General features: G+C 65.8%; 11 protein-coding genes and 1 pseudogene. 9 read left to right on the top strand and 3 right to left on the bottom strand.

Features of this window, described 5'->3' with window-relative positions:
- From IT472_RS10880 to IT472_RS10900, 5 genes and pseudogenes are all read left to right on the top strand, one after another.
- A pseudogene (locus IT472_RS10880) lies at positions 1 to 227 on the top strand (GGDEF domain-containing protein); the annotation flags it as partial.
- Positions 228 to 614: 387 nt separating this feature from the next.
- Complete coding sequence (locus tag IT472_RS10885) at positions 615 to 1211, top strand: TIGR00645 family protein (protein WP_297181528.1); 597 nt, start codon at positions 615 to 617, stop codon at positions 1209 to 1211.
- A 55-nt stretch (positions 1212 to 1266) separates the two neighbouring features.
- Positions 1267 to 1662, top strand: a complete 396-nt coding sequence (locus IT472_RS10890) for a hypothetical protein (protein ID WP_297181529.1) — start codon at positions 1267 to 1269, stop codon at positions 1660 to 1662.
- Between the two features lie 119 nt (positions 1663 to 1781).
- The gene (locus tag IT472_RS10895; protein WP_297181530.1) at positions 1782 to 2726 is read left to right on the top strand and encodes a lysozyme inhibitor LprI family protein; all 945 of its coding nucleotides are present in this window, start codon (positions 1782 to 1784) and stop codon (positions 2724 to 2726) included.
- A 34-nt stretch (positions 2727 to 2760) separates the two neighbouring features.
- Positions 2761 to 3231 (top strand): hypothetical protein, encoded by a 471-nt coding sequence (locus IT472_RS10900; protein WP_297181531.1) that lies wholly within the window; start codon positions 2761 to 2763, stop codon positions 3229 to 3231.
- A 43-nt stretch (positions 3232 to 3274) separates the two neighbouring features.
- Here the strand turns inward: IT472_RS10900 and IT472_RS10905 are convergent, their stop codons facing one another.
- A complete protein-coding gene (locus IT472_RS10905; protein ID WP_297181532.1) occupies positions 3275 to 3994 on the bottom strand; it encodes a glutathione S-transferase N-terminal domain-containing protein in 720 nt (239 codons plus the stop codon).
- 155 nt (positions 3995 to 4149) lie between these two features.
- Between IT472_RS10905 and IT472_RS10910 the strand changes: the two genes are divergently transcribed.
- From IT472_RS10910 to uvrD, 4 genes are read left to right on the top strand one after another with little or no spacing between them, the layout of a single operon-like run.
- Complete coding sequence (locus IT472_RS10910; protein ID WP_297181533.1) at positions 4150 to 5235, top strand: 1-acyl-sn-glycerol-3-phosphate acyltransferase; 1086 nt, start codon at positions 4150 to 4152, stop codon at positions 5233 to 5235.
- A complete protein-coding gene (locus IT472_RS10915) occupies positions 5232 to 6095 on the top strand; it encodes a phosphatase PAP2 family protein (protein ID WP_297181534.1) in 864 nt (287 codons plus the stop codon). Before IT472_RS10910 ends, IT472_RS10915 begins: the two co-directional genes overlap by 4 nt.
- Positions 6092 to 8587: a PEP/pyruvate-binding domain-containing protein gene (locus tag IT472_RS10920; protein WP_297181535.1), complete on the top strand. Its 2496-nt coding sequence runs from the start codon at positions 6092 to 6094 to the stop codon at positions 8585 to 8587. The genes IT472_RS10915 and IT472_RS10920 overlap by 4 nt, the downstream gene beginning before the upstream one ends.
- A gap of 19 nt (positions 8588 to 8606) precedes the next feature.
- Positions 8607 to 10790: a DNA helicase II gene (uvrD, locus tag IT472_RS10925; protein WP_297181536.1), complete on the top strand. Its 2184-nt coding sequence runs from the start codon at positions 8607 to 8609 to the stop codon at positions 10788 to 10790.
- A gap of 9 nt (positions 10791 to 10799) precedes the next feature.
- Here the strand turns inward: uvrD and IT472_RS10930 are convergent, their stop codons facing one another.
- Together IT472_RS10930 and IT472_RS10935 are read right to left on the bottom strand one after the other, a co-directional pair.
- Entirely contained in the window at positions 10800 to 11087 is a 288-nt protein-coding gene (locus IT472_RS10930; protein WP_297181537.1) for a DUF2782 domain-containing protein, read from the bottom strand.
- 86 nt (positions 11088 to 11173) lie between these two features.
- A complete protein-coding gene (locus tag IT472_RS10935) occupies positions 11174 to 13009 on the bottom strand; it encodes an ABC transporter ATP-binding protein (protein WP_297181552.1) in 1836 nt (611 codons plus the stop codon).
- Between the last annotated feature and the right edge of the window lie 26 nt (positions 13010 to 13035).

Here is a 13035-nt window from a genome sequence, read left to right on the forward strand (position 1 = left end):
AGCTCGAAGCCATCCGCGCTGAACTTGCTGCGACGGCGCTGCTGCCGGGATGGAGGGCCACGTTCTCGGCGGGCGTCGTGCAATGGCAGGCCGGCGAGAACCGTGATGCATTGCTGCGGCGTGCCGACGGGCTGCTGTATCAGGCCAAGCGCAGCGGCCGCAATCGTGTGCTGGCGGAGGATTCCGCCGAGCCGCAAGCCGAATCCCTGCCCGTCCGTCGCGATTGATGGGTGCAACCGGATCCGGTTGCACTGCCTGATCACGTCGTACCCGTGGACAGGGGGTCAACGGGCCCCGGCCAGCCCTCGGGGAAGTCTGCACAACGCCATCCTGACGTTGTCAGCCCACGCCAAGTCCGGGACACGCCCGGACTTGGCTCACACGAATCAATCACTTGCGTGATCGATTCGTGGGGCCAACCATCCTTGGCTGGCAGGAACCTCAGAATTCAACCTGCTCGGCGCCACCGCGCTGAAGGACTTCGAGCTGAAGATGCAGTTCTGAGCAGCTGCATGGGCGCTGCACATGCAGCTCTTGCGGGACGAGAACAGCTTGGCGTTGACGCGGCGAGCGGGAGCCGCTGCAATGTGGATTCCTTCGGCCATTGACTCGTCATGCAGTTGAATCCCCAGACCCGCCTCTCGCCGCTGTCCGCCCTGATCTTTTCTTCGCGCTGGTTGCAGCTGCCCTTGTACATGGGCTTGATTGTTGCTCAAGCTGTGTATGTGTTCCTGTTCGTCAAGGAACTCTGGCACCTGATCCACGACGCGGACAGCCTGAACGAGCAGGGCATCATGTTGATCGTGCTGGGCCTGATCGACGTGGTGATGATCTCCAACCTGCTGGTCATGGTGATCGTCGGGGGCTATGAAACCTTCGTTTCCAGGCTGCGGCTGGAAGGTCATCCCGACCAGCCGGAATGGTTGAGCCACGTCAATGCCAGCGTGCTCAAGGTCAAGCTGGCGATGGCGATCATCGGCATCTCTTCGATCCACCTGCTCAAGTCCTTCATCGAAGCCGGGCAGCTTGGCCTGCCGCTGTGCACGAACGAGCTGGTGTTGGCAAAAATGATGTGCACCAAGGCAACGGCACAAGGCGTGATGTGGCAGACCATCATCCACATCGTCTTCATCCTGTCGGCCATCGGGATTGCCTGGACCGACAAATTAATGACCGGAAGCGCCAGCAAGCGTGAAAGCGCCATACACTGAAGTTCGAAGGCTCCCGCCAGCGCGGGGCAGGTCTGGCAAGGAGTGAACGCGGGCCATGGACAGACAACTGTATTCCGCGCTGGCCAGTCGTGCATCCGACTTGGTCGATGCGGGGGATCGGCCCGCGGCGATCGAGCTCCTGGAGCAACTCGTCCACAGCGACCTGCCCGACTTCGACCGGGCCATGATGTGCATGAACATCGCGATCGTGCAGGACCAGATGGGCGATACCGGGAAGGCCATGCAAACCTACGCGTCCGCTGTCGATCTGGAACGGCAGACGGAATCGTATTCCATCGCCGAAAATCGGGCCGCCTATTGCGCGAAGCTGGGCTTGTACGATGAAAGCAGTCGGTTTTACGACGACCTGCTCAGGCATCCGCATTTGAAGCCGGAAGACCGGGACCGGCTGCTGCAAAACATGTCGGCATTGGGCAAGCTGAGGTCCTAGCTTGAGGTGGGCGTGTCTTGCTGTTGAAATTCCCATGCCGGCCACCGTCGGTGTCTTGTTTCGATACAAAGTCAACGTAGCCGGGAGAGCTTGCCGTGAATCGTGCCGTGGAGCATGCAATGAAGGGCTGGATCGTACTTGCACTGCTGTTGTTTTCCGGCGTCGCGCTGGCCAGCGGTCTGCCGGTGCAGGAACGCAAGATCACATCGAAGAACGCACAGGTCGAGATTTCGGTGGCCTATCCGCGCACCGGCAATGCCGCCATCGACGCGCAGCTGGGCCAGTGGGCCAGGCGGCAGGCCGATGATTTTCGCAATGTCGATGCCGATGAGATCGGCTCGGGTTCGCCGTGGTCGCTCGATATCCATTACGAAATCCCACGCAATGACGGCACGCTGTTTTCAGTGGTGTTCGGGATCGACAGCTACGCCGGCGGCGCCCACCCCAACCACAATTCCGTGGCTTTCAATTTCCTGCTGCCGGAAGGTGCGCAGATCGACATCGAGCAGGTCATCGATGGCCGCAAGGGCCTGCAGCGGCTGAGCGCGCTGACCATCGCCAAACTCAATCGTGCGCTCCTGCCCGATGAGCTCTCCAGCCCGGAGATGATTCAACGCGGTGCCGGCCCAGAGTGGGGCAATTTCAAGACGTTCGTGCTGTTGCCCGGCAAGTTGAAGATCCTGTTCGACCCCTACGCCGTGGGCCCGTATTCGTCGGGCCCGCAGGACGTGGAGTTCCCGCTTTCCGCCCTGAAGGATATCTTGCGCACGAATTTGCGCACGCCGGTGCCGTCATTCGACTGCGGCAAGGCGGGCACTCCGATCGAGCATGCGATCTGCGCCAATGTCGCGCTGGCGCAGTTGGATTCCCGGATGGCGCGGGTCTACCGCCTGGTGTCGACCACCGGCTATCCGGACAACGATGACCGCGTCCGCGCCGCCCAGCGCGCCTTCATCGGCAATCGCAATGCCCGCTGCGGCGGACAGCAGGGCGCCGCGCTGGAAAGCTGCCTGACGCGGATGTATCAGGCGCGGCTGGCCGAATTGGATCGCTGGCCGGAGTGAACGAAAAGCGAAGGGCCTGGACGAGGACGAACCCATGACGCGCAGCGCCATTGCCCAAGCCGCGATCGTCGCCGCCTTGTTGTCGGGCTCCGGCGCGGCGCTGGCCGCGGACGGCCCGAACATCGAACGGGTGGAAGCACGGCTGTTCTACAGCCACAGCGGCAGCCTGTCGGCCCCGATCACCCCGGACACGGCGCTGTGGAACGTGATCATCGGTGAAGGCGACGCCAGCGAGCCGTCCGAATCCACCTTGGTCGATGTCATCCTGCGCGGGGAGCCGGGCGATTATCCGCCGGGCGTGCTGGACATCGTTGTCACGGAAACCCGGTCGGGCAAGGTGGTATTGAAGCGCACCTCGGCGCTGGGCATTTTCAGCGCCCAAGGCCGCTTCCACGTCCCGGTCTGGCTTTCCGACACCGGCTGCACCCCGCTCACCGTCAAGGCCAGCCTGCGCGACGGCAGCAGCCGCGCTTCACTGGATATTCCGTTCCACTGCGGCGAGTGACCGCATCGCGCTGCTGCGGCGCGCGCCGAACCGGGCCATCGGCTCAGATTCGGCCCTGCCCGAACAGGATCTTCTTTTCTTCTTCGCCCATCGGTTTGCCGGCATCCGGATTGACCCGCTGCGCCAACGCAGCGGCGCGTTCGGTGGCAGGACGCGCGGCGATTTCCGCCTGCCAGCGACGGACGTTGGCAAACGGCGTCAGGTCGATCGGCGCCTTGGCATAGGCACCCACCCACGGGTAGCAGGCCATGTCGGCGATGCTGTAGCCGCCGCCGGCGATCCAGGCGCGCCCTTCCAGGCGCCGGTCGAGCACCCCGAGCAGGCGTTCGACCTCCTTGCGGTAGCGCTCGCGGGCATACGGAATCACCTCGGGCGCATAGACGTGGAAGTGGCCGTACTGGCCGGTCATCGGGCCGAGGCCGGCCATCTGCCAGAACAGCCATTCGTCGACCTCGATCGCCTGCCGCAGCTCGGTGCGCGGATCGGCGCCGGCATCCACGCCGGTGAAGCGGCCGGTCTTGTCGGACAGATAGCGCAGGATCGCGCCGGATTCGAACACCGAAATCGGCGCGCCACCGTCGGCGGGAGCGCCGTCCACGATCGCCGGCATCTTGTTGTTCGGAGAAATCTTCAGGTACTCGGGCGCGAACTGTTCGCCCTTGCCGATGTGGACCGGGCGGACCTGATAGGGCAGTCCGGTTTCTTCAAGGAACAAAGCCACCTTCTGCCCGTTGGGTGTGGGCCAGTAATAGAAATCGATCATGGAGCGGTCCGGTTCGCCTGAAATCTGCCCACTGTAGACAAATGCGCTTGAATGCGGCGTGTTCGCTGCCGGTCTGCGCAGGAGCGCGACACATCTTGAACGCGGGCTGATCCGGATGGCTTGCATCCACCGGTCCGCATCCGGACACTGCGCCAGTGCCGAACACCGCCATTCCCCCACCCGACGGCGACGCACCGGGCCAGCCACTGCCTTGGCGCGTGCGTGCAATCGCGGCGTTGCTGCGCAGTGTCTATTTCGGGCGCGTGCGTATCGTCGGCGCACGTTCCGCGCCGGCACCCCGCGCCGCGGCGCGGCTGATCGTTGCCAGTCATCGCAATGGTGCGATCGATGGTTACACGGTGCTGCACGCGTTTCCCGCGGCGTCGGGCCTGATCTCGGTGCAATTGCTCAAGCATCCGGTGTTGCGCTGGTTGATTGGCGGCATTGCCGTGGTGCGTGAAAAAGATCGTCAGCGATTTGGTGAGGCACGCGCGGCCATTCCCGATCCGATCGAAGCGGGCTGCGCACACCTGCGTGCCGGCGGCGACCTGATCGTGTTCCCGGAAGGCAGCAGCGAGTGGGGCCATCGACCCTTGCCTTACCAGCGCGGTGCGGCGCGGATGGCGCGGGTGTTGATGGATGAAGGGGCGCGCTTCGAAGTGGTGCCGGTTGGCTTGCACTACATGTGGCCGGATCGTTTCCGTTCGCGCGCCGAGGTGTTGGTGGGTGCGGCGCTGACCTTGCCGCCGCGCGATGCGGGTGAAGCAGATCGTGCCTTCGAACTGCGCCTGCATGCGGTGATCTCCGATGCGCTGGACGCAGTGTCGGTCAACTGTCCGGATGCCGAAACCTTCGCGCGGGTGGAAGCGGCAGCGCGCGCGGAGGCCGCACGCGGCGGTTCGTATGCGCAAGCCTTCATCGCCTCGCAGGCCAATCCACCGGCAACGCGTGCGGAAATTCCCCGCGCACGGCGTTGGCCCTGGGATGGCCTCGCGGTCGCGGCGTTCTTCCTGCTGATGGCACCGATCCTGCTGGCAGCGTGGCTCGCAGGCCGCAAAGCCGACGCACGCAACACCGTGACCTTGCACCGAATGATCGCCGGCACGCTGGCCGCGTTGCCGTGGTTGCCCTGTCTTGGCGTGCTGGCGTGGCACTGGCCGGGGCCGATGGCGGGATGGACGCTGCTGGCGGCATGGGGTTGGTGGCGTTGGCCGCAGTTCGTGCATGGAGAATTTGCATGACGATGATGAAGCTCGAACGCTGGATTGGCTGGGCGTTCTGCGCGCAACTGCTGCTGATCCTGGTGGTTGGCGGTATCGGTGCCGCGCGGATGGGCGATCCGACCCTGCGCACCGCCACGTTTCTCGGCGGTGGCGCGTGGTTGGCCTTGCTGTTGGCGTCCGCATCACCGGCAGGCAGCGTGTGGGCCAGCTATCGCGGTCTGCTGCAGTTCGTTGCGTGCTGGCTGATCTTCCCATTGTTCAAGGGGATCGCCACCGTCTTCATCGTCCACCGCGCCGACGCCAGCTTGCTGGCAGTGGATCGCACACTCTGGGGCGGGGCGAGCCTGACCGAACATCTGCTGCCATGGCAGCGACCGTGGCTGTCGGAGCTGCTCAGCACCGGCTACTTCCTGTTCTATTTTCTGGTCCTGCTGCCGGTGCTCGGCTTCGCCAAGCGCCGCCATGAGGGCGAGGCGCGCGCGTTCTTTCTCGGCCTCACAACAATGTATCTGGTCGGCTTCAGCGGCTATCTGCTGGTGCCGGCAAGCGGGCCGTATGCGGCGTTCCCCGAACTGTTCTCCTATCCCGTCCAGGGTGGCGCGATGACCGCGCTGCTGACCAAGGTGGTCGCGGCAGGCATTACCGGCATGGACGTGTTCCCCAGCCTGCACAGCGGCATCGGCGTATACGTGCTGGGCTTCTTCGCGCTGGGCGGCCATCGGCGCATCGCCCTGCTGCTGACGCCGGTGGTCGCGGCCTTGGTGCTCGCCACCGTCTATCTGCGCTACCACTACGGCATCGATGTGCTGGCCGGCTTGCTGCTGGCTGCGCTGGTGCTGGCCTTTATCCGACGTTATCGAAAGGAAATCGACGCGTGATCGAACTGTTTGCATTCAACGATCCGGAAGCAACCGACCTGGCTGTCAGCGGCGGCAAGGGTGCCAATCTGGCGCAGGCGGCTGCGCATTTGCCGGTGCCGCCGGGATTGATCGTCGGCAGCGCGGTCTACCGCGAGTTCATCAAGCCCTTGCGCGCACCGATCCGTGCCGTGCTCGCGGACGCCACGCGGGATCATGCCGCACGCAGCGCCGCAATCCAGGCGTTGCTCCTTGCGCAGCCGCTGCCGGATGCCTTGGCTGACCTGCTGCACGGGCGCATGGCGGCGCTGGACATGCTGGAGGGCCCGGTCGCGGTGCGCTCATCCGGCACGCTGGAAGATTTGCCGGGTGCGGCCTTCGCCGGCCAGCACGACACCTTGCTGGGCGTGCGCGGCGTCGACGCCGTCCTCGAGGCCATCCGCCGCTGCTATGCCTCGCTGTGGAATGCGCACGTCTTGCCCTACCGCGAACGCCTGGGCCTGGATCACCTGACCGCGTCAATGGCGGTGGTGGTGCAGAAAATGGTGCGCGTGGGCCCGGACGAGGCCGCCGGGGTGGCGTTCTCCATCGACCCGGTGCGCGGCGCACTCGACCAGGTACTGATCAATGCCGCGTTCGGCCTCGGCGAAAGCGTGGTCGGCGGCGAGGCGCCGGTGGACGAATACCGGGTGCGACGCGGCGATCTGGCCGAGGTCGAGAGTGTGGTGGTGGAAAAACCCATCGCCTTGGTGGACAGCGAATCCGGCGGCACCCGCGAAGTGGAGCTGGATGCGGAAAACGCCACCCGCGCTGCGCTCGATCCGGACCAGCGCAAGGCGGTCGCGCAACTGGCGTTGGCGGCGGAAACCCATTTCGGCTTCCCGCAGGACATCGAATGGGCCTGGCAGGACGGGAAGCTCTATTTGCTGCAATCGCGCGCCGTCACCCGTATTCCCGCACGCTGGACCCGCGATGAATCCGCCGAGCGCTTCCCCAATCCGATCACGCCATTGACCTGGGATCTCTGCGAAGCCGGCTTCCATGCCTCGCTCAACTACAGCTTCCAGCTGATGGGCCTGCCGCCGTTCGGCGACAAGTGGTTCGCGATGCATGACAACTACATCTACGGCAACCAGAACGCGGTCGAGCTGTACCGAGGGCGCACGCCGGTGAAGATGCTGCGCGACGTCGACGCCATCCGCGCGGCGCTGCCGGAGATCGCCGAGCGCTTCGGTTGGGTGCAGGAGCTGCCGGTGCGCTGGATGCGTGATCTCGACACCTACCTGCTCGGCATCGGGGCACTGATGCAGGAGCCGCTGGAGGGGCGATCGCTGGCGCAGTTGTGGGATTACGTGCAGCGCATCAACGCCTTGGGCTCGCGCTATTTCCTGCCCAATATCGCCATCTCGTTGACCCAAGCCACCTTGTACGGGGCGCTGCTGTCGATGCTGCGCCTGGCCTTGCCGGAGGACGAGGCGCGGCAGGTGTTCGACCGCTTGATGGCGATGGCGGATACCAAGACCGGGCAGGTCAACGGCGAGCTCTGGGCGCTCTCGCGCTGCGCCCGTCGGGATGCGGCGCTGGCGACGGCATTTGCCGACGTCGACAGCACCGTGCTGCTGGAGCAACTGCCGCAGCATCCGGAGTTTGCCGCCGAGTTCGCCGCCTTCCTGTCGCGCCACGGCCATCGCGAACTGGATTTCGATGCCTACCACCCGACCTGGCTGGAAGCACCGACCGTGGTGCTGGACCAATTGCGCATCCTGGTCGCGCAGTCCGAACCGCAGCATGGCCGTGGCGAGCATGCGCAGCGTGCGGCGCAGCTGGAAATGGAGCATCGGGTGTTGAGCCACGCGCCGGATGACCTGCGCTACCTGGTGCGCGAGGTGATCCGCCTTGCCCGTGCCTACACCGCGCTGGACGATCTGGAGCATTACCAGACCACCCGCCTGCACCTGCCGTTCCGGCGCGGGCTCAAGGCCATCGGCGCGCAGTTGGTCGAGCGCGGCGTGCTGGCCGAGCCGATGGATGTGTACTTCGTGCCGTTGGAAATTCTCGACCAAGCCCTGACCAGCGGTGACTTGGCGCCGATCACGCCTGCCGCCGCAACCCACAAGGCCGGCTACCTCGCAGCCTGCGCGCGCACGCCCGACTGGGTGCACGGCGAGATGGACGTGGTGATCGACGCGGGCGCACAGGTGCTCAAGGGCTTGGGCGGCAGCCCGGGCAGCGTCGAAGGCGAGGTGTTCGTGGTGCGCAGCCCGGAAGATTTCCCGAAATTCCCGAAAGACGCGATCCTGGTCGCGCGCACCACCAATCCGGCGTGGACACCGCTGTTCTACCGGGCGCGCGGTGTCATCACCGAAAGCGGTGGGCCGCTGTCGCATGGCGCGGTGACCGCGCGCGAGCTGGGCCTGCCGGCGGTGATGGGCGTGCGCCAGGCCATGAACCTGCTGACCGATGGCCAGCGGGTGCGTGTCGATGGCCGCGCCGGCACGGTCGAGTTGCTGTGAGCGTCCGTACAATGGCGGCATGGATGTCACCCACCTCCTCGACGGGCTGAACCCGGCCCAGCGCGAGGCCGTTTGCGCCGCGCCCGGCCACCTGCTGGTGCTGGCTGGCGCGGGCAGCGGAAAGACCCGCGTGCTCACCCACCGCATCGGCTGGTTGCACGAGGTGATGGGCGTGCCGATGCACGGGATCCTCGCGGTCACCTTCACCAACAAGGCCGCTGGCGAGATGCGCGCGCGGATCGCCGCGCAACTGGGTGACGCGCCGCGTGGCGCGTGGATCGGCACCTTCCATGGCCTCGCCCACCGCCTGCTGCGCCTGCACTGGCAGGAAGCGAAGCTGCCGGAAGGCTTCCAGATCCTCGATTCCGACGACCAGCTGCGGCTGGTCAAACGCGTCGCCAAGCAACTGGAGCTTGACGAGGGCCGCTATCCGCCGCGCCAGATCGCTTGGTGGATCAATGCGCAGAAGGACGAGGGCCGGCGGCCGCAGCATATCCAGCCGCAAGGCGACGAATGGAGCGACGTGCTGCTGCGCGCCTACGCGGCCTACCAGGAACGCTGCGAGCGCGCCGGTTTGGTGGACTTCGCCGAACTGCTGCTGCGCGCACATGAAGTGCTGCGCGACAACGCCGCCCTGTTGGCGCATTACCGCCATCGTTTCGGCCAACTCCTGGTCGACGAATTCCAGGACACCAATGCGGTGCAATACGGCTTCGTGCGGCTGTTGGCCGGCGAGACGGGTCAGGTGTTCGTAGTCGGTGACGACGACCAAGCGATCTACGGCTGGCGCGGCGCCAAGGTCGAGAACGTCCAGCGCTTCCTGAAGGATTTCCCCGGCGCGCGCACGATCCGGCTGGAGCAGAACTACCGGTCCACCGGCACGATTCTCGATGCCGCCAATGCGGTGATCGCCCACAACAGCGATCGCCTCGGCAAGAAACTGTGGACCGATTCCGGCGAAGGCGCGCCGATCGACCTGTTCGCCGCGTACAGCGAGATCGACGAAGCCGAATATGTGGTCGACCGCATCGCCCAGTGGGTGCGCGAGGGTGGCAGCAATGGCGATGCCGCGATCCTCTACCGCAGCAATGCGCAGTCGCGTGCGTTCGAAGAGGTGCTGGTGGCGCGCCAGGTGCCCTATCGGGTCTACGGCGGCGTGCGCTTCTTCGAGCGTGCCGAAGTCAAGGACGCCCTGGCCTATCTGCGCCTGCTCGCCAACCGTGACGACGATGCCGCCTTCGAGCGGGCGGTCAACACGCCCACGCGCGGCATCGGCGAACGCACCCTCGACGACGTGCGGCGCGGCGCGCGCAGCCACGCGGAATCCCTGTGGCGTTCGGCCCAGCGGCTGTGCGGCACGGGCGTGCTCACAGCGCGGGCCCGCAACGCGCTGGCTGGCTTCGTTGCCTTGGTCGATGGCTTGGCGGGGGAAGTCGCCGCACTGCCGCTGGCCGAGAAGATCGACCACGTCCTCACCCGTTCCGGCCTGCGCGCGCACTACGACAAGGAATCGCGCGGACAGGTCGATTCACGCACCGACAACCTCGACGAATTGGTCTCGGTGGCCAGCCGCTTCGTGCGTGGTGACGAGGAGGACGCGGCGGCCATGCCGGAGTTGATCGCCTTCCTCGCCTATGCGTCGCTGGAAGCCGGTGAAGGCCAGGCGCAGGCGGGCGAAGACGGCGTCCAGCTGATGACCCTGCACAGTGCCAAGGGCCTGGAGTTTCCGCTGGTGTTCCTGGTCGGGCTGGAAGAAGGGCTGTTCCCGAATGCGCGCAGCGCCGAGGAGCCGGGGCGGATGGCCGAGGAACGCCGCCTCGCCTACGTCGGCATCACCCGTGCGCGTGAGCAATTGGTGCTTGCACACGCCGAATGCCGACGCATCCACGGCAGCGACCTGTACGGCATTCCGTCGCGCTTCCTGCGCGAGATTCCCAAGGCCCTGCTGCGCGAGGTGCGCCCGAAGCCGCAGGCGGCACCGTTTGCACGCGGTGGGTTCACGCCGCCGCCGCGCAATGCCGGCCATGCGGCGCTGGACACGCCCGCGCTGCGGATCGGACAGGACGTGATCCATCCCAGCTACGGCCGCGGCACCGTCCTCGATTTCGTCGGCGATGGCCGCTACATCAATGTGCAGGTGAACTTCGAGGCGGTCGGCAGCAAGTGGTTGAAGCTGGCCTCGGCGAACCTGGTGCCCGCGTAGTCGCGCGGCTTACCAGCTGAACAACCGGAAATACACCAGCGGGCCAGTGTTGCCATCGCGCCCGTCGACCACGCCGTCGCCATTGCGATCGTAGATGTAATAGGTGACGCCACGGAACGGCACCACCTTGATCACCTTCAGCTGTCCGCCCAGCCGGTACTCGGTGATCACATCGCCGTTGGCTTCGGTGTGAGTGGCCGGGACGGCGGCCTCCGGGATCGATGGAGCAGGTTCGGGCGTGACGCTCGCACAGGCGGACAGGGCGAGTGCCAGGATCAATGTGATTGCAAGGCGCATGGCGGTGGCGTGCATGGGGGAGGCGCAGTATGCGCGATTCGCGGGGAATGCCGCGTGATCGCACGCGTGATGGCGAAGGCAATGCATCAATCGGCATCCAGATCCAGGAATCCACCCGACTGCCGCTTCCACAACTGCGCGTACAGCCCGCCTTGCGCCAGCAGGTCGTCGTGGCGGCCCTGCTCGACGATGCGGCCGGCGTCCATCACCACCAGGCGATCCATCGCGGCGATGGTCGATAGCCGGTGCGCGATCGCGATCACGGTCTTGCCTGTCATCAGCCGGTACAGGTTTTCCTGGATCACCGCCTCCACTTCCGAATCCAGCGCCGAGGTCGCTTCGTCCAGCACCAGGATCGGGGCGTTCTTCAGCAGCACGCGGGCGATCGCGATGCGCTGGCGCTGGCCACCGGAGAGTTTCACCCCGCGTTCGCCGACCTGGGCATCGAAGCCGCGCCGACCCTTGGCATCGACGAGTTCGGCGATGAAGCCGTCGGCATTGGCCTGGCGTGCGGCGTCCAGCAGGTCCTCGTCGCTGGCGTCGGGGCGGCCGTAGAGGATGTTCTCGCGCACCGAGCGATGCAGCAGCGAGGTGTCCTGCGTCACCACCCCGATCTGCGCGCGCAAGGAATCCTGCAGTACCGATGCGACATCGACGCCATCGATCATGATGCGGCCGCCTTCGACATCGTGGAAACGCAGCAACAGGTTGACCAGGGTGGACTTGCCGGCACCGCTGCGGCCGACCACGCCGATCTTCTCGCCCGGGGCAATCTGCAGGTCGAGGTGCTCGATCACCCCGCTGCCCTTGCCGTAATGGAAGCTGACGGCGTCGAAGCGGATCGCGCCCTGTACGTTCGGCATCGGCTTGGCGTCGATGGCGTCATCGACGGTCGGCGGCAGCGATATCGAGCTGATGCCGTCGTGCACAGTGCCGATGTTCTCGAACAGCGCCGACAGTTCCCACATGATCCAGTGCGACATGCCAAGCAGGCGCAAGGCCAGCGCCGCTGCCACTGCCACCGCACCGGCACTGATCGCACCGTGCAGCCACAGGTAGATGCCGAGTGCCGCCACCGCGAACAGCAGCGCCATATTCAGCGCGTACAGCAGGCTGTAGACATGGGTGGCCAGCCGCATCTGCCGGTACACGGTGACGAGGAAGCCGTCCATCGCCTCGCGGGCGTAGGCCTGCTCGCGGCGCGAATGCGAGAACAGCTTGACCGTGGCGATATTGGTATAGCTGTCGACAATCCGCCCGGTCATGGTCGAGCGCGCTTCTGCCTGTTGTTGCGAGACCTGGCCCATCTTCGGCACGAACCAGCGCATCAGCAGCCCATAGCCGAGCAGCCAGGTCGCGAACGGCAGCATCATCCTGCCATCCGAGCTTGCCGCCACCACCAGCATCCCGCCGAAATACACCAGCACGTAATTGCCGATGTCGAGCAGCTTGACCACGGTTTCGCGCACCGCCAGCGAGGTCTGCATCAGCTTGGTGGCGATGCGGCCGGCGAATTCGTCCTGGAAATAGCCCATCGATTGCCGCAGCAGGTAGCGGTGCACGTTCCAGCGGATCCGCATCGGGAAATTCCCGAGCAGGGTCTGGTGCTGCACCGCCGAGTTCGTCCACACCAGCAGCGGCAGCGCCAGCAGCACCAACGCCGCCATCCAGGCCAGCCGCGGGCCTTCTTGGGCGATGAAGGTCGCGATCCCAAGCGCGCTCATCCGGTCCACCAGCGCACCGACGTAGGCGTACAGCGCAACCTCGGCGACCGCGATCGCCGCGGTGGTGGCTGCCATCAGCAACAGCCAGGGCTCGGCGCCACGGGTGTAGTGGCGGCAGAACGCATACAGGCTGGCCGGCGGCTGCGCGGGCGGCGCTTCCGGGAAGGGGTCGAGTCGGGTTTCGAACCAGCGCAGCATGTGGGTCATCCGCGGAGCAAACGCGC

Source organism: Thermomonas sp. (genome assembly GCF_020850895.1).
Taxonomy (GTDB): Bacteria; Pseudomonadota; Gammaproteobacteria; order Xanthomonadales; family Xanthomonadaceae; genus Thermomonas.

Bases quoted from the DNA above. Each gene is read 5' to 3' on its own strand.
- IT472_RS10885 (WP_297181528.1), top strand. From the start codon at position 615: ATGCAGTTGAATCCCCAGACCCGCCTCTCGCCGCTGTCCGCCCTGATC.
- IT472_RS10890 (WP_297181529.1), top strand. From the start codon at position 1,267: ATGGACAGACAACTGTATTCCGCGCTGGCCAGTCGTGCATCCGACTTG.
- IT472_RS10895 (WP_297181530.1), top strand. From the start codon at position 1,782: ATGAAGGGCTGGATCGTACTTGCACTGCTGTTGTTTTCCGGCGTCGCG.
- IT472_RS10900 (WP_297181531.1), top strand. From the start codon at position 2,761: ATGACGCGCAGCGCCATTGCCCAAGCCGCGATCGTCGCCGCCTTGTTG.
- IT472_RS10905 (WP_297181532.1), bottom strand. From the start codon at position 3,994: ATGATCGATTTCTATTACTGGCCCACACCCAACGGGCAGAAGGTGGCT.
- IT472_RS10915 (WP_297181534.1), top strand. From the start codon at position 5,232: ATGACGATGATGAAGCTCGAACGCTGGATTGGCTGGGCGTTCTGCGCG.
- uvrD (WP_297181536.1), top strand. From the start codon at position 8,607: ATGGATGTCACCCACCTCCTCGACGGGCTGAACCCGGCCCAGCGCGAG.
- IT472_RS10930 (WP_297181537.1), bottom strand. From the start codon at position 11,087: ATGCGCCTTGCAATCACATTGATCCTGGCACTCGCCCTGTCCGCCTGT.
- IT472_RS10935 (WP_297181552.1), bottom strand. From the start codon at position 13,009: ATGCTGCGCTGGTTCGAAACCCGACTCGACCCCTTCCCGGAAGCGCCG.